The following is a 15,770-nucleotide window of genomic DNA, read 5'->3' as shown; positions in this document are numbered from 1 at the left end:
ATCAGTAAAGTTTGTGATTCAGGATAGTGATTGACGAGCGAGAAGTGGTTTAGTTAGAAAGAATCTGGTTATTAAAGTAGCACTAACAAAGCGGGGCGTCCAGAAATTTAGGGAAATTCCGGCACAATTAATTTATAGCTTGTGCCGGAGGTCACTCAAGACGACTGCAAATTAGATTTGTGCGTCGATAAACTCTTTTAATTGCGTTTTTGAAAGTGCACCAACTTTAGTGGCCGCTAATTCACCATTTTTGAATAATAATAATGTTGGAATGCCACGAACGCCATATTTCGCCGGAGAAACATTGTTTTGGTCAACGTTTAATTTAGCGATAGTGACACGGCCTGCGTACTCTTCAGCTACGTCATCTAGGATTGGAGCGATCATTTTACAAGGACCACACCACTCAGCCCAGAAGTCTACCAACACAGGTAAATCAGACTTTAATACGTCGTTTTCGAAGCCGTCGTCACTCAGGTATATAATTTTATCGCTCATGATGTTCTCCAGTTTGGTTGCCATTGCTGGTTTGTTAATGGCTTACCATGTATATTGGGGGTGAAAAATAGCTTTTCAAGTTACCTTTTTACAATGTGGCTATTTCAAACGATCGAGTATCTTATTGCAACCCCAAATGGTATGCTTGCGCTATGAGCGAAACACATTTATCTACCCAAAAATTTGCCGACCTTCCTCTACATCCAGAGGTAAAACAGGCTCTTGCAGAGAACGGTTTTGAATTTTGTACGCCGATTCAGGCGTTATCATTACCCGTATTACTTCAATCAAAAGATATCGCTGGTCAGGCTCAAACGGGCACTGGCAAGACGATGGCTTTTTTGGTTGCTACATTTAATCATTTATTATCGACGCCAATACCAGAAGGCCGTCAGATAAATCAACCCCGTGCCATTATCATGGCACCCACCCGTGAATTGGCTATTCAAATTGCTAAAGATGCGATTTTATTGGCTAAACATACCCGCTTAAAAGTGGGAATTGTTTACGGTGGTGAAAGTTATGATGTACAACGCAAAGTATTAGATCAAGGTGTTGATATCTTGATTGGTACTACTGGGCGCATCATCGATTATGTGCGTCAGGGCATTATCAGCTTAACGGCTATTCAAGCTGTCGTATTAGATGAAGCGGATCGCATGTTCGATTTGGGCTTTATCAAGGATATCCGTTTCCTATTTAGACGTATGCCTGATGCCAATCAACGGCTCAATATGCTGTTCTCGGCAACCCTCTCGATGAAGGTGCAAGAACTGGCTTATGATCATATGAATGATCCGGTGAAAGTGGATATTGCCCCCGACGAAAAAACCTCGAAGAACATTAAAGAAGAAGTTTTTTATCCTTCCCAAGAAGATAAAATGCGCTTGTTGTTGACCTTAATTGAAGAAGATTGGCCTGAAAAAGCCATTGTATTTTCAAACACTAAGCATAGCTGCGAAAATTTATGGTCTTGGCTCGAAGGGGATGGTCATCGCGTTGGATTGTTAACAGGTGATGTTCCTCAGAAAAAGCGTATTCGCATTCTGGAGCAATTTACTAGTGGCCAATTGGATATCCTAGTCGCGACAGACGTTGCTGCGCGTGGCTTGCATATTTCTGATGTATCCCATGTTTACAACTATGACTTACCTGACGATTGTGAAGACTATGTACACCGAATTGGTCGAACAGGACGCGCGGGTAATAAAGGGGTTTCCATCAGCTTTGCCTGTGAAGAATATGCGCTGAACTTGCCGGCAATCGAAAGTTATATCAATCACTCCATCCCTGTAAGTAATTATGATAGTTCGGCATTGTTAGAGGATATTCCTGCGCCAGTTAAGATCCCGCGTAAACATCCTGCGGGTACGCGTAACCTACGCGAGCGTGCAGGAGCTGGTCGTCCACAGGGCGCCCATCGTAGTGGTGGACGTCCACCTCGCCATGACAGGACACGTAGACACTCGTAAATGCCAACACCCGCTTATGCCGCAATTACGTTAGGCTCTAATAGCTTTAATATGCTGATCGCTAAGACAAAAGGCGGTCAGCCACATATTATTGCAAAATATAAGCGTAAGGTAAGATTAGCTGAAGGTATTGGTGAGGATGGCAAGTTAAATCCAGAGGTTATGCAACGTGGTCTCGATTGTCTTGCCATGTTTGCGCAGATGCTGACACAGCATAAAATTCATCAAGATCATGTCGCAGTCATCGCCACCGCCACTCTTCGTAGTATCAGTAATGCCGATGAGTTTAATGAGCGTGCATTGCCTCTACTTGGGCATTCCATTGAGATTATCTCTGGGATGCGCGAAGCCGAGCTTATCTACCAAGGTATGGTGGCTACCACCTGTGGGCAAGGGCGGCGTTTAGTGATCGATATTGGCGGTGCCAGTACTGAGTTTATTATTGGCGATGGTCATCAAGTGTTGTTTAAAACCAGCTTGCCTATGGGAAGCGTGACTTATAATCGCCAATTTTTCAGTAATATGCCTTTTCAACAGTTAGATTTTGATGATGCGAAACAGCAGGTTTTAGTCACTCTGGCTGAGCATAGGAAGACACTGCGTGACTTAGGTTGGCATTGTGTAGTGGGAGCCTCTGGCGCGGTGCAATCTGTGGTTGAAGTGCTATTACATCGAGAGCAATCTGAAACCATCACCCTTGAAGTGCTTAATCAGCTAAAGGCTGAAATTCTCGTTCAAGTGGATAAGCAGCTTTTGGGGATCCATGGTTTAAGTAGCGAACGTGCTCCGACCTTTGCCGCGGGTGTTGCGATCCTATTAGCACTATTTGAGCTATTGGGTATTGAGCATCTAAGCCTATCGGGTGGCGCATTACGTGAGGGTGTATTAATAATGTTAGCGCAGCGGATCCTTGAAGAAGCAATTTAGTACTCAGGGCCTAGAACGCTTCGCTGCTAGAGCCTCGCATCGATAACTGCTCCTGCGTTATTCTACCTTCTGCATCCATGCAGTCGTTCGCGAGGATGACGACCTAAGAGCGCCTCGCTGCTAGGATGTTGCTATTATCCTACTAGAACCTAGAACCTGCACTTTTTGCCGTGTCCTCGCGGGGCTAAACTCGGTCTGCTTTTTCTAGGATCTAGTTCTAAAATCTATCTCAAAGAGTTATTTCAAAGAGCTATCTCAAAGAGCTATTTCAATATTTCTGCCAAATCTTTTTCAAGCGAAGTTGTTGGGCGCTCAATAATGCGGCCAATTTCCTTGCCTTGTTGCTGAATAATAAATGTTGGAATACGAGTAAATTCGTATTTAGCGGCTAAACCTTCGGGATCTTTCTTAGTGCGATCCACGCCAATATAGGTCACTTTAATATTGGGGTTCGTGACTTCTTCCATTATGCGAATAAAACGTGGTGTTTCACGGTGACAATCTGGGCACCAAGTGCCGATGATCACGATGATTTCTGTCGGTTCTTTGATGTTTTTGAGTGGGGCGATTGCCGCTGTATCAACTTGATAGCTTTTATAGCCCTCAGTAAACTCATTGAGATCATTCACTAAATGTTGCGCTTCAACAATACCAGTTAAAATCACTTCTTGTTTCTCCTCACTGCAGGTTGCAATTAAGCCCTGTTGTTGTTCTTCAAATCCACAGCCACCATTGGCTAATACCTGACAGCTAAAAAATAAGGCTGTAGTGGCGAGTAATGCTTTAACATTATTGTGCATGATATGCCCTCGAAATCGAAGAAAAAAGAAATGGTGAGTCAGCATTCAAGCATCAATCTCGATTTTCTAAAAGGCAATTGTTAATTTGCTGCAAGCCAGATCACGTATCGCTAATGTAAAGAAGATCACTAGGCTGCTAGGACAGCTTCGCTGTGAGAACATCGCTTGATAACTGCTCCTGCGCTATTCACCCCTGCATCTGATCAGCATAGCCTATGAAAAGGTCATATTGTGTATGGAACAAAATAGACTCGGCAGTCGTACGTTTCTGCTAGGTGTTCATTCTCGTCATTCCCGCGAAGGCGGGAATCCATAGTCATTTCTTTTAGTTTTAAAATATTAGAGAACTAAAAGCTGGATCCCCGCCTGCGCGGGGATGACAGTTTAAGTGCGGAGAATCTAGTTGCAGTGCTCTTGGCCTCTTGGCAGCACTCTTGGCTGTGTCCTAGCAGGGCAAGGCATTTTCTAACAATTTTTCCAATATAGGCTTATTCGCATCGGGGAAGTCATAATTGATCAAATCGTGTTTTTCTACCCAAGCAATTTGCTGGCCCTCTAGGCCTTGGGCTTCCCCCGTAAAATGGATAACGGTATGGATATCGAGCAGGACTTGTTTGTCCGGGTAATCGTAGCTAAGCGCCATAAAAGGCTCGCTGGAGATGACCTCTATAGCGACTTCTTCTTTTAGTTCACGCATTAACGCTTGAGTAACGCTTTCACCCGTCTCAACTTTTCCTCCAGGGAACTCCCACTTACCTCCTTGGTGTAAATGATCTGGCCGTTTAGCAAGTAAAACTTGCTGTGCCTTGTTAACAATAATACCTACGGCAACATGAATACGCTTTGTCATAATATTTTCTACTAATGAGTGTGTGTGATTGCCTGTGGCATCCTGTTGTGTTTATTCCTTAAAGAAGGCATCTTCATCTAAGTCGAACTCGTCTAAGGCATCAAGATCGAACTCCGATTTTACAGGAATGGCATGTTTTTCAGATGCCCAGTCGCCAAGATCGATCAGCTTACAACGCTCGCTGCAAAAGGGCTTGAATTCAGATTGTGGCGCCCATTCAACGGGGGTTTTACAAATGGGGCATTTAACGGTTAATGGCATAATGTGCGTCTCTGTATGTATAAGCCTGATGTATGTGGTATGGGTAGCCTATAAAAAACGACCTATCACGTTATGGAAACTCAACGTGAGGCGATAACGAATGCGGCTATTTAATACGATTGGTCTAACATCTCACAGTGCTGATAGTTTAAAGGCTTCAGACACAGGTCGCTAGTAAGAAATCGATGGGTTTATCGGAGTGACGTTGTTGATCAAACTGGACAAAGTGAATGGCGTAGCGATTTTTATGTCCGCTAATAGTGGGGTAACACCCCTGTGAAGCATCAAGTTTAACACGAACTAAGGATAAAGCTTGGTTGCTATCGCCTTGATAAAAACCGGCATGGGCAATGGCATTATTAAAAATGGACGTGCTGCGGGTGAGTTGAAGTAGTTGGGTAATGGGGGTGAGCAGTGGGTCAAAATGTGCTATCCAAGCAAGGTAATCCTGTTGTCTTTCTTCCCAAGGTTTGGCTAACCAAAAATGTAGCTGGGGTAGGTCAAAACTACAACACGCACCAGGCATACCAAATCGTTGTCGTAGAGCGGATAAAAATCGATCTTGCTTGAGTTGACTGCCGAACCGCTCTGGTTTTTGAAGTAACTCACGGGCTTGGGTAAGGGCATTGATATAAAAGTTGATCTGTTGGTGGTCTGCTTGTTCGAGTTCTTGCCATTTATTGAGTTGTAACAGATGACGCTCAATATCCTTTAAGACTTCATTGCGGTAATCACAGCGTTCGGATAATTCACATAGCGAAAACAGCGGATAGAAGCATCTATGTTGGTGGTCATGATTGAGATTAGTACGCAGCTGTTTATCGAGATATTCGAGCCGTAAATAGCTGCGAATTTTCTCGTTTAATGGCTGTTCGTAAACTAAGTCAGTCATGGGCGTTATCAATACCGGATAATTGTAAATAGCGTTGGTGCAATGCTAGCACCTCTCGTTTTAAGGCTGATATCTCTCCCTGATTATCAATAATGTCGTCGGCTCTGGCGAGTTTTTCACTCCGACTACATTGGCTATTAATGATGTTATTCACTTGAGTTGCATCAACTTGATCCCGTATTACGGTGCGGCTGATTTGCAATTCTGGTGAAATATCCACCACTAAAGTCCGATTGACTAACCTATCTAACCCGTTCTCAAATAGCAAGGGCACAACCATAATTACATAGGGCGAAGTGGCATTTTTTACTTGTTCGAGCATTTCGTGGCGGATCATCGGGTGTAATAATTGGTTTAGCCATTCCCGCTCTGCACTTTGGTTAAAAATACGTTCGCGCAGTTTTGCGCGGTCGAGTTCGCCTTCAGGGGTTAGCATTTCAGTACCAAAATGTTCAACGATTGCCTTAAGTCCCTTTGAATCTTTAGCGACAACCTCTCTGGCAACAATATCGGCATCCACTAATGTAATGCCTTCTGCGGCAAATAAATTGGCGACAGTTGTTTTACCACTGCCAATCCCACCTGTAAGACCAACAACAAATTTAGACATAAAATTCTCTTGATAAGCTAAGAAGGACGCTGTGCTGCTAGAAGCTAGGACGCTAGCGCTGCTAGGGCGGACTTCGCCCTGCTAGAACCTAGCCGCTGCACCCCCATGGTTGTCATTCCCGCGAAGGCGGGAATCCACGGTAACATCTTTAGCTTACTTAGTTTTAAAAGACCTCAAATACTCAAAACTGGATCCCCGCATCCGCGAGGATGACAGCTTAAGAACTAAGGACGTATAGAATCTAGGGTCTAGATTCTAGCAGCTGTGCTGTTTGCAGTGTTCTAGCAGGGCGAAGCCCGCTCTATTTTCTCGTAGGGTGTGGCCTGTCCGGCTTTTCTAGCAGTTATAGTGTCCCTAAATACCAGTCGACGATAGTGTTTCCCCAAACCAGTGCAATCCAGCCTGCGGCGGCAATATAAGGGCCAAAGGGAATAGGGTTATCCATCTGATTACGCTTGCTGATAATCATGCCAATGCCCACAACAGCACCCACTAATGAGGAGAGTAAAATCACCAGTGGCAACATTTGCCAGCCAAGCCAAGCCCCAAAAACGGCCAACAGTTTAAAGTCGCCATAGCCCATACCTTCTTTGCCTGTGAGTAACTTAAACACCCAGAAAATTGACCATAGGCTTAAATAGCCTGCGGCTGCACCGATAATGGCATCCGTTGGGCTAGCAAAGGTATGGTGTAAATTGAGTAATAGCCCAAGCCACAGTAGGGGCAGTGTTAACTGATCCGGTAACAACATTTCATCCAGATCTATACCCGTCAGCGCAATCAATACAAAGGTGAGTAAAGAGGCAAAAACAAATTGCCAACTGGGGCCAAAATGCCAAGCTAAAGCTGCGATCAGTAAACCTGTGATTAATTCAATAATCGGATAACGGGTCGAGATAGGTGCATGACAGGTGGCACATTTCCCCCTAAGGATTAACCAACCGAGCACAGGCATATTATGCCAAGGTTTGATGGCGGTTTTACACTGAGGGCAAGCTGAGCCTGGCGCCACAATATTGTACTTTTCGGGATAGCTATCTATGGGTTTATTAAGCCTATCGATACCGACTTGGTTAACGATATCTGCATGGTATTCCTGTAAATATTGATTACATTCCTGCTGCCATTCACGCTTCATCATGATCGGGAGTCGGTGGATGACCACATTTAGAAAACTGCCAATAGTCGCGGCAAAAATAAAGCTTAAGGTGACGAAGAGCCAAGGGCTCTGTTCAAAAGCGTGGTCGAAAGATTGGCCTAATAAAGTGATAAATTCAGTCATACTCTTACTTATGAGAAGTTACTTATGAAAAGTTACTTATGATGTTATTGGAAAATAGGGCGCTTCGCTTCTAGAACGCTACAAAAAGCGCTGCTGCTAGGATGGGCTACGCCCCTCTAGATTCTAGGTGCTAGATTCTAGAAGGAGCGCAGCGACGCTCTAGCAGCGTAGCGTCCTTCTTAGCCTACGACATTTCCCATTTGGAAGATAGGGAGATACATTCCCACAATTAAACCACCCACAAGGGTGCCAATCACCACCATCATAATGGGTTCAATTAGACTCGATAAACCATCCACAGCGTCATCGACTTGCATTTCATAAATATTAGCCACCTTATTTAGCATATTATCTAGCGATCCAGACTCTTCACCAATCATCACCATTTGGATCAGCATATCGGGGAACAAACCCGTAGTACGCATCGCGACGTTCATTTGCATACCAGCCATGACCTCTTGGCGTACTTTTAACAGTGCTTTGCGATATACGGCATTACCCGATGCTCCCGCCGCGGATTCCATCCCATCAATCAACGGCACACCTGCCGCAAAGGTGGTGGCTAAGGTACGAGAAAAGCGCGCCATGGCTGCCTTATGCAGAATTTCGCCGATAACAGGGATCTTAAGTACAAATTCATCAACACGGTCACGAACCATTTGTGAATTGCGATGGGCACGGACAAATAACCAAATCCCCACCGTAATCGCAATGAAAAAGAGATACCAAGAGCTTTGCAACCAGCGCGAGATACCAATGATCATCTGTGTAAAGGCGGGGAGTTCAGCGCCAAATCCTTTAAAAATATCTTCGAACTGAGGTACGACAAAGAGTAATAACAATGTGGTCACTAAAATAGCGACGACCACAACGGCGGCGGGATAAAACATGGCTTTTTTGATTTTAGATTTTAGCTGCTCCGCTTTTTCCCTGTAGGTTGCAATGCGATCAAATACCGCATCGAGCGAACCAGAATGCTCACCTGCTGCCACTAAGTCTACATAGAGATCATCAAAATAACGCCTATGGGGGCGCAGGGCGTCTGATAGCGGAATACCCGATTGAATCTCTGACAGAATTGTCCCTAACAGATCGCGCATTTTGAGTTTTTCATGGCCACGTCCCAATATTTCTATTGTGGTCACAAGCGGAACGCCGGCGGCCAGCATAGTCGCTATCTGGCGAGTTGCCATCGCGATATCCATGGGCTTGATATCAGGATTACGGGCAAAGAAAGGAGATGCTTTTTTTCGTACGACTTTAGGATTTACTCCTTGGGATTTGAGCTGGCTTTTTACCTCTGCAACTGTTGCACCCTTTAACTCACCACCCGTTTTTTTGCCATCGCGGTTAGTGCCTTTCCATTCAAAGGTAAAAATCTTTGGTTGGCTTTTGGGCTCAATCTTCTTTGGGCGAGGCTTTTTTACTGTCGTTGCCGTAGCCATAAATAATCCCTGTTAGGTTGAAAAAGCGAAGAAGAACGCGGTGCTGCTGGCGGACTTCACCCTGCTAGGATGCTAGGGCGTCGCTGCGCTCCTGCTAGAATCTAGGGCGCTTCGCTGCTAGAACCTAGGCTCTAAGTTTAGGTTCTAATGAGTATAAATGGCGAAATAAACCCTAGTTTATATCAAAAACCGCTTTCGACTGCTGTCATTCCCGCGAAGGCGGGAATCCATAGTAATGTCTTTAACCTGCTTAGTTTTGAAAAACCTTAAAAACTAAAAGCTGGATCCCCGCATTCGCGAGGATGACATCGGTATAGGCTCTCCGCATTCGCGAGGATGACGCCAGTACAGGATCCCCGCATTTGCGAGGATGACAGCTTAGAACCCGAGCGCTTGTAGGGCGAAGCCCGTCCTGTTTTTAGAGGCCGCGCTGTTAAAAACTCGTCACCCGATTCACTTCGGCAATACTGGTGACGCCCTGTAATACTTTTAACAAACCCGATTGACGTAAATCGCGCATACCTTGTGCTTTCGCTTGGGAAGCAATTTGCAACGAGTTGCCGCCTTCCATAATGGTACGGGCAATTTCATCGGACATTTTCATCACTTCATAAATCCCTACTCGCCCCTTATAACCACCAGAGCAATGTTCACACCCCACTGGTTTAAAGGTAGTAAACCCTTGGGTAATTTGTGCAGGAGAAAAACCTAAACGTAAGAGTTCATGCTCGGGGATCACCTCTGCTTGTTTGCATTCTGGGCAAAGTCTGCGGGCAAGGCGCTGGGCAATAATAAGGTTAACCGAGCTGGCGATATTGTATCCAGGTACGCCCATATTGATTAAACGGGTTAGGGTTTCGGCGGCCGAGTTAGTGTGTAGGGTCGACAACACTAAATGTCCCGTTTGTGCTGCTTTAATGGCAATTTCGGCGGTTTCAAGATCGCGTATCTCACCCACCATCACCACGTCGGGGTCTTGGCGCAAAAAAGAACGTAGTGCTGAGGCAAATGTCAGCCCAGCTTTTAGGTTAATATGAACTTGGTTGACCCCCTCAAGGTTAATCTCTACCGGATCTTCAGCGGTCGAAATATTGCGCTCGGCGGTATTGAGGATATTTAACCCCGTGTAGAGGGAAACGGTTTTACCCGAGCCCGTTGGTCCTGTGACTAAAATCATCCCTTGGGGTTTAGCGAGCATTTCAAGGTATAACTTTTCTTGATCGGGCTCGTAGCCGAGTTTTTCGATACCTAGTTGTGCGGAGGAGGAGTCCAAGATCCGCATGACAATTTTTTCGCCCCACAGGGTAGGCAAGGTGCTAACCCGAAAATCGATAGACTTAGTGCGGGAGAGCTTCATTTTAATTCGGCCATCCTGTGGTACGCGCCGCTCGGCAATATCCAGTTTTGACATCACCTTTAAACGGGCGGATAAACGGCCCGCAAGGCTAATGGGCGGCTCTGATACCTCATGCAAAATACCGTCAATCCGAAAACGAATGCGATAGCGTTTTTCGTAGGGTTCAAAGTGTAAGTCGGAGGCGCCCTTACGAATCGCATCGGTTAAAATTTTATTGATATAAATAACAATGGGCGCATCGTCACTGCTGTCACCTGTCGGTTCTTCATTGCGTCTATCGGTATCGGTAATTTCTATCCCCGCCAGCGCCGCTTCATCCATGCCACCTAAATCGAGGCTGGTAATATCTTCTTCAAGGATTTTTTCAAGGGCTTTAGCGAGCTTATCTTCTTCAACTAAAATCGCTTCGGCATGCAGGCCGGCACTAAATTGAAAATCTTCGAGGGCGGCAATATTGGTGGGATCGGAGGTGGCGATATAGAGGCGATTTCCGCGCTTAAATAGCGGTAAACAGCGGTGTTTTTCAATCAGTTTTTTATTTAAAAAATCTTCGGGAATGGCTCGTATATCAAATTCCGCTAAATCCAGTAGCGGTGTGCCATATTCTTCATAGCAAAGCTCGGCAATGGTGCGGGATGAGACTAACTGGCCTTGTACTAAGGTCGCCACTAACCCTTGTTTATTATGACGGGATTTTGCAATAGCCCCTGCCATCTGCTCTTCATTTAGCAGACCCTTACGGATAAAGAGAGTGGATAAACCTAAATGAAGGCCTGTTGTAGACATCTAGAATACTTTCATTAACACGCGTATCTTAAATATTGGAGGACTATAAATAATCAAATAGTCCCCCGCTTATTGAGAATTGTTTAAGGTGTAGTAGTCATTGTTGTTGGGATATTTGCACCATCAATACACTGAGCTTCTGTAGCTCCAGTAGCTCCTGCTGTCAAGGTCGCAGCATATGTCACCAGACCTTCATCGCTTATCGTTGCCGTAACTGTACAAGCTCCTTCATTAAAAGCAACCGTGCCGCCAACACCTTCCCCCCAGCCGGCTGCGCCACCAGCAGTTGTTGGATTAATGGTTACTTCAGTATAAGCTCCTGCATCAGTGACCAGTGAAGGACAACCAATGCCGGACTGCACACATGCTACAGCCTTGGACGTTATCGCACTCACACCTTTCATCGCTGCGCCACCATGCGCTGCGCCTACATAATCGCGATACGCAGGTAATGCGATAGCCGCCAAAATACCAATAATGGCAACAACTATCATTAATTCGATTAGGGTAAAACCTTTAGCCTTATGATTTAACCCTGTTTTTAACGTTAGACCTTTCATATTTATCTCCAACTTATACATTGATAATTAAAGAGTTAATTTGCTTTTTGCCACTATGCAAACATAACTTAATACCACTAAGTTGCTTATGGCTTATGCTATGGCGTGCTGCGACTTATAAGGGTTTGGTAATATTTAGGTTTTGCGATTTATAGGTTATCGACTCACCTTGGTATTATCGAATTCGCCCTTTACCTGCAACATTACTACTTGCAACATAACTAGCTGCATCATCATTGGCTGCCATATCATCTTGCTGTTTACGGTTTTACCCTGTTGTTTACGGTTTTACCCTGTTGTTTACTGTTTTATCCTACCGTTATCCGTTTTTGCTTCACTTTCGCGCGGGAGATTTGTTCAAATCAGGGATCTAATAAAAAACGCAGATTCCTCCTTTTACCACCTCACCTTAGTCTGGTTGACTTTTGGCCATCTCACCTCAGTAAAAGTTAGTACAAAGTTAAATAAATTGAAACAACTTTCAGTATAAAGTATTAATTAAATGATTAATTTGTCTAAGGGCTTGACAGTGTGATGAGATAAGTTCTAACAAAAAATTGACAAAATAGGTTCAAATGGCGTCGGTGTGGTGGGTGTCAATATATAGTCGCCAAACGTCGTTATAAAAGCAGAGCGGGCTTCTTATGCTTTTAAGCCATCATCCTTGTGAACGTGGGGATCTAGTATAAATGTCATCCTCGCGGATGCGGAGAGCTTGTATCTGTGTCATCCTCGCGAATGCGGAGAGCTTGTATCTGTGTCATCCTCGCGAATGCGGGGATCCAGCTTTGATTTTTTAAGGTTTTCAAAACTAAGCAGGCTAAAGATATTACTGTTGGATTCCCGCCTTCGCGGGAATGACGTGAAGGAGAGGGAATGACGAGAAGGAGCGCTTAGATTCTAGCTGCGAAGCGTCCTTCTTCGCTTTTAGCCTTTCAGTCGCATCGACAGATCTAATGCGCGTACATGTTTTGTGAGTGCGCCTACTGAAATATAGTCCACACCGGTTTTGGCAAATTCGGCTAGGGTATCTAAAGTCACATTGCCAGAGACTTCGAGTTTTGCGCCCTTGGCTTTGCCGTTAGCGCGATATTGATTATTAAGTTCAACAGCTTCGACCATCATAGTGATATCGAAATTATCTAACATGATAATATCTGTGCCAGAGTCGAGTGCGAGCGCCAGTTCGCTTAATGATTCCACTTCAACCTCGACGGGTTTGTTTGGATGTAAATTGCGGGCTGCATCAACGGCTTGACGTATGCCGCCACAGGCCATGATATGGTTTTCTTTAATTAAGAATGCATCAAATAAGCCAATACGGTGGTTTTTGCCACCGCCGCAGGTGACGGCATATTTTTGAGCGGTACGCAGGCCGGGAATGGTTTTGCGGGTATCGAGTAAGCGAGTGTGAGTGCCTGCCAATTTATCGACATAGTGTTTAGTTAATGTGGCAACGCCAGATAAGGTTTGTATAAAGTTCATGGCAGTGCGCTCGCCCGTGAGTATGCTACGGGCAGGGCCTGATAGTTCGCATAACACTTGATTTGGCAGTATTAAATCGCCATCGTCAACATGCCAGTGGAGGGCGACTTCGCCGCCTAATTGATTAAACACTTGCTCTGCCCATGCTTTACCGCAAAATACGCCTTCTTCACGGGTAATTAAGGTTGCCTCGGCATATTTATCGGCGGGGATAAGTAGGGCGGTGATATCACCATAGGCAATGGCTTTTGTGTGCTCGTTGATATCGGTTCCGCCTAAGTCTTCATTAAGGGCGGTTTTAACGGCGTGGCGAATATCGTTTTCTAACATAATCTGATTCCTTGCACTTTTGCATTCTTGCATTCTTGCATGTGGGTGAGATTGCCTACTTGCATATGGCGTTAAGATTATCATGGCAGCGCCGCTAGGTGCTAGGATGCTGCGCTGAAAGCTAAGAAGGGCGCTACGCTGCTAGAGCGTAAGTACATAAAGCTGGATCCCCGCGTTCGCGAGGATGACGGCTTAGGGGCTAGGACGCTGCGCTGCTAGGGCGGACTTCGTCCTGCTAGAGCGTCGCTTTGCTCCTTCTAGAATCTATCCGCTGCGTTCTTTGCAGCGTCCTCGTAGGGCGAAGCCCGTCCTGCTTTTAAGGAGTAAAAATGAGCTTTGAGTTTGGGTGGTATAGCGCCGCTCGGCGCAGTGAGTCGCCACATTTTAATCAACGCCCTGAGGCTGAAGTGAGTTTATTGGTGATCCACAATATTAGCTTGCCGGCGGGCTGTTTTGGTTTACCTTATATTGATCAATTATTTAAAGGGTGTTTAGATACCAGTGCCGATGACAGTTTTACTGAGTTAGCGGGCTTGCAAGTCTCAGCACATTTTTTGATCCGCCGTGATGGTGAGTGTGTACAATATGTCAGTTGTCACGATAGGGCATGGCACGCTGGCGTATCTTGCTATGGCGAAAGGGAAAATTGTAATGATTTTTCTATTGGTATTGAGCTTGAAGGGACGGATACTGAGCCTTACGCTGATGCCCAATATGTGCGTTTGGTTGAGTTAACACAGGCATTGTTGGTTGAATATCCATTATTAAATACTAAGCGGATTGTTGGGCACTGTGATATAGCACCATTACGTAAAACAGATCCCGGGCAAAGTTTTGATTGGGAAAGATATTTAAGGGCGCTGCGCTGCTAGGGCGGACTTCGTCCTACTAGAGCGTCGCTGCGCTCCTTCTAGAATCTAGAGTCTAGAACTTCGAGCTTAAGTACATAAAGCTGGATCCCCGCGTTCGCGGGGATGACGGCTTAAGCGATTCTTCTAGAATCTAGAATCTAGAATCTAGGGTCTAGAATCTAGCAGGGCACCAGCCCGTCCTGTTTTTTATACAAGGAGTACGACCGATGGCATTATTTTCATTGTTAGTCGCCATTTTGGTGGAGCGACTTAAATTTCTTCCCTCGTCGTGGCAATTTGATCGATTGCTACAGTCTTATCAGATGACGTTTTTTGGTGATAAAGCGTCTTTGACCACACCTATGATGGCACTTGCTCTAGTGTTGCCTGCTTTGGTGGTGTATGTCTTATCTTGGTTAGTTGCAGGAATGTTTTGGGGAATACTCAGTTTGGCGCTTTGGATTGTTGTGGCGGCAATTTGTTTTAATCACCTGAAACAACGTGAAATTTTTAAAAAATATATGCAATCCGCTTGTCGTTCGGATGTGCAAGCCTGCTATCTTTATGCCGCAGAGCTTGATTGTAGCGAATGCCTAGATGCGGTATCTGAAAAGGATTTAGGGGCTAAGGTTGGCCAGAGTGTGGCATGGATTAACTATCGTTATTATGGCGCTGTAGCACTGTTTTTGATTTTCTTTGGGCCCGTCGGCACAGTGCTCTATTGCACGGTACGGTATTATGCTGAAGAAAATGCGCGAAAATCCCTTAATTTACCTTTAGTGGATGAGTTTATCGCCGTTTTAGATTGGATTCCGAGCCGGCTATTTGCCTTTGGCTATGCATTAAGCGGGCAATTTAGTGAGGGATTAACGGCATGGCGTAATAACGCGCTACGTTTTAATACCAGTGCAAGAAGGGTGATTACTGAAACGGCAGTGGCTGCGCAACCTTTACCTGAGGTTTCTGATGCACCTATTTGTGTACAATCGACCCTAGCGTTATTAGTTTTAAGTAAACGTAACTTTACACTTATGGTTGCAATTGTTTCATTATTGACCATTTTCGGATTGGTGAGTTAAAAGAAGGACGCTGCGCTGCGAGAATCTAGGGCGCTTCGCTGCTAGGGCGTCGCTGTGCTCCTTCTAGATTCTAGAGAGCGTAAGTACACAAAGCTGGATCCCCGCATCGATAACTGCTCCTGTGTTATTCTACCTTCTGCATCTGCCCACCATGGAGGGGGGAAATGTCATATTTTGTATGGAACAAAATAGACCATGCAGTCGTTCGCGAGGATGACGACTTAAGTGCTCCTTCTAGAAGCTAGAGCCTATCCGCTGCATTGTTTGCAGCGCCTAGCAGGGCGG

The 15,770-nt window shown here is 45.2% G+C and carries 15 protein-coding genes; 4 read left to right on the top strand and 11 right to left on the bottom strand.

What is annotated here, in order from left to right:
* Positions 1–171: 171 nt before the first annotated feature.
* A complete protein-coding gene (gene trxA, locus MZ182_RS18200; protein ID WP_011787893.1) occupies positions 172–498 on the bottom strand; it encodes a thioredoxin TrxA in 327 nt (108 codons plus the stop codon).
* A gap of 152 nt (positions 499–650) precedes the next feature.
* On the opposite strand from trxA, the gene rhlB reads away from it, so the two are divergent.
* Positions 651–1,970, top strand: coding sequence for an ATP-dependent RNA helicase RhlB (gene rhlB, locus MZ182_RS18195; protein ID WP_011787894.1), 1,320 nt, complete (start codon positions 651–653; stop codon positions 1,968–1,970).
* Positions 1,971–2,897, top strand: coding sequence for an exopolyphosphatase (locus tag MZ182_RS18190; protein WP_248067521.1), 927 nt, complete (start codon positions 1,971–1,973; stop codon positions 2,895–2,897).
* A gap of 263 nt (positions 2,898–3,160) precedes the next feature.
* Here the strand turns inward: MZ182_RS18190 and MZ182_RS18185 are convergent, their stop codons facing one another.
* From MZ182_RS18185 to nadC, 10 genes are all read right to left on the bottom strand, one after another.
* Entirely contained in the window at positions 3,161–3,697 is a 537-nt protein-coding gene (locus tag MZ182_RS18185) for a thioredoxin family protein (protein WP_248067524.1), read from the bottom strand.
* 445 nt (positions 3,698–4,142) lie between these two features.
* On the bottom strand, positions 4,143–4,547 hold the full coding sequence (gene mutT, locus MZ182_RS18180) for an 8-oxo-dGTP diphosphatase MutT (protein ID WP_011787897.1): 405 nt from the start codon (positions 4,545–4,547) through the stop codon (positions 4,143–4,145).
* Between the two features lie 51 nt (positions 4,548–4,598).
* Positions 4,599–4,808 carry a DNA gyrase inhibitor YacG gene (gene yacG, locus MZ182_RS18175; protein WP_011920039.1) on the bottom strand — a complete coding sequence of 70 codons (210 nt, stop codon included), beginning with the start codon at positions 4,806–4,808 and terminating at the stop codon, positions 4,599–4,601.
* Between the two features lie 157 nt (positions 4,809–4,965).
* Entirely contained in the window at positions 4,966–5,700 is a 735-nt protein-coding gene (gene zapD / locus MZ182_RS18170) for a cell division protein ZapD (RefSeq protein WP_011787899.1), read from the bottom strand.
* A complete protein-coding gene (gene coaE, locus MZ182_RS18165) occupies positions 5,693–6,310 on the bottom strand; it encodes a dephospho-CoA kinase (protein WP_248067527.1) in 618 nt (205 codons plus the stop codon). The genes zapD and coaE overlap by 8 nt, the downstream gene beginning before the upstream one ends.
* 343 nt (positions 6,311–6,653) lie before the next feature.
* Entirely contained in the window at positions 6,654–7,592 is a 939-nt protein-coding gene (locus tag MZ182_RS18160) for a prepilin peptidase (RefSeq protein ID WP_248067529.1), read from the bottom strand.
* A 179-nt stretch (positions 7,593–7,771) separates the two neighbouring features.
* On the bottom strand, positions 7,772–9,037 hold the full coding sequence (locus MZ182_RS18155; protein WP_011787902.1) for a type II secretion system F family protein: 1,266 nt from the start codon (positions 9,035–9,037) through the stop codon (positions 7,772–7,774).
* A gap of 433 nt (positions 9,038–9,470) precedes the next feature.
* On the bottom strand, positions 9,471–11,180 hold the full coding sequence (gene pilB / locus MZ182_RS18150; protein ID WP_248067532.1) for a type IV-A pilus assembly ATPase PilB: 1,710 nt from the start codon (positions 11,178–11,180) through the stop codon (positions 9,471–9,473).
* Positions 11,181–11,263: 83 nt separating this feature from the next.
* Complete coding sequence (locus tag MZ182_RS18145; protein ID WP_248067534.1) at positions 11,264–11,740, bottom strand: prepilin-type N-terminal cleavage/methylation domain-containing protein; 477 nt, start codon at positions 11,738–11,740, stop codon at positions 11,264–11,266.
* A gap of 927 nt (positions 11,741–12,667) precedes the next feature.
* On the bottom strand, positions 12,668–13,555 hold the full coding sequence (gene nadC, locus MZ182_RS18140) for a carboxylating nicotinate-nucleotide diphosphorylase (protein WP_011787905.1): 888 nt from the start codon (positions 13,553–13,555) through the stop codon (positions 12,668–12,670).
* A 329-nt stretch (positions 13,556–13,884) separates the two neighbouring features.
* Between nadC and ampD the strand changes: the two genes are divergently transcribed.
* Positions 13,885–14,427: a 1,6-anhydro-N-acetylmuramyl-L-alanine amidase AmpD gene (gene ampD, locus MZ182_RS18135; protein ID WP_248067538.1), complete on the top strand. Its 543-nt coding sequence runs from the start codon at positions 13,885–13,887 to the stop codon at positions 14,425–14,427.
* A gap of 206 nt (positions 14,428–14,633) precedes the next feature.
* The gene (gene ampE / locus MZ182_RS18130) at positions 14,634–15,485 is read left to right on the top strand and encodes a beta-lactamase regulator AmpE (protein ID WP_248067541.1); all 852 of its coding nucleotides are present in this window, start codon (positions 14,634–14,636) and stop codon (positions 15,483–15,485) included.
* Positions 15,486–15,770: the final 285 nt, after the last annotated feature.

The sequence above is a fragment of the Shewanella sp. JNE2 genome (assembly GCF_023159115.1).
GTDB lineage: Bacteria > Pseudomonadota > Gammaproteobacteria > Enterobacterales > Shewanellaceae > Shewanella > Shewanella putrefaciens.
This window is presented reverse-complemented; position numbering and strand designations above follow the sequence as displayed.

Coding starts and splice junctions, on each gene's coding strand:
- trxA (WP_011787893.1), bottom strand. CDS start 498: ATGAGCGATAAAATTATATACCTGAGTGACGACGGCTTCGAAAACGAC.
- rhlB (WP_011787894.1), top strand. CDS start 651: ATGAGCGAAACACATTTATCTACCCAAAAATTTGCCGACCTTCCTCTA.
- MZ182_RS18190 (WP_248067521.1), top strand. CDS start 1,971: ATGCCAACACCCGCTTATGCCGCAATTACGTTAGGCTCTAATAGCTTT.
- MZ182_RS18185 (WP_248067524.1), bottom strand. CDS start 3,697: ATGCACAATAATGTTAAAGCATTACTCGCCACTACAGCCTTATTTTTT.
- mutT (WP_011787897.1), bottom strand. CDS start 4,547: ATGACAAAGCGTATTCATGTTGCCGTAGGTATTATTGTTAACAAGGCA.
- yacG (WP_011920039.1), bottom strand. CDS start 4,808: ATGCCATTAACCGTTAAATGCCCCATTTGTAAAACCCCCGTTGAATGG.
- zapD (WP_011787899.1), bottom strand. CDS start 5,700: ATGACTGACTTAGTTTACGAACAGCCATTAAACGAGAAAATTCGCAGC.
- coaE (WP_248067527.1), bottom strand. CDS start 6,310: ATGTCTAAATTTGTTGTTGGTCTTACAGGTGGGATTGGCAGTGGTAAA.
- MZ182_RS18160 (WP_248067529.1), bottom strand. CDS start 7,592: ATGACTGAATTTATCACTTTATTAGGCCAATCTTTCGACCACGCTTTT.
- MZ182_RS18155 (WP_011787902.1), bottom strand. CDS start 9,037: ATGGCTACGGCAACGACAGTAAAAAAGCCTCGCCCAAAGAAGATTGAG.
- pilB (WP_248067532.1), bottom strand. CDS start 11,180: ATGTCTACAACAGGCCTTCATTTAGGTTTATCCACTCTCTTTATCCGT.
- MZ182_RS18145 (WP_248067534.1), bottom strand. CDS start 11,740: ATGAAAGGTCTAACGTTAAAAACAGGGTTAAATCATAAGGCTAAAGGT.
- nadC (WP_011787905.1), bottom strand. CDS start 13,555: ATGTTAGAAAACGATATTCGCCACGCCGTTAAAACCGCCCTTAATGAA.
- ampD (WP_248067538.1), top strand. CDS start 13,885: ATGAGCTTTGAGTTTGGGTGGTATAGCGCCGCTCGGCGCAGTGAGTCG.
- ampE (WP_248067541.1), top strand. CDS start 14,634: ATGGCATTATTTTCATTGTTAGTCGCCATTTTGGTGGAGCGACTTAAA.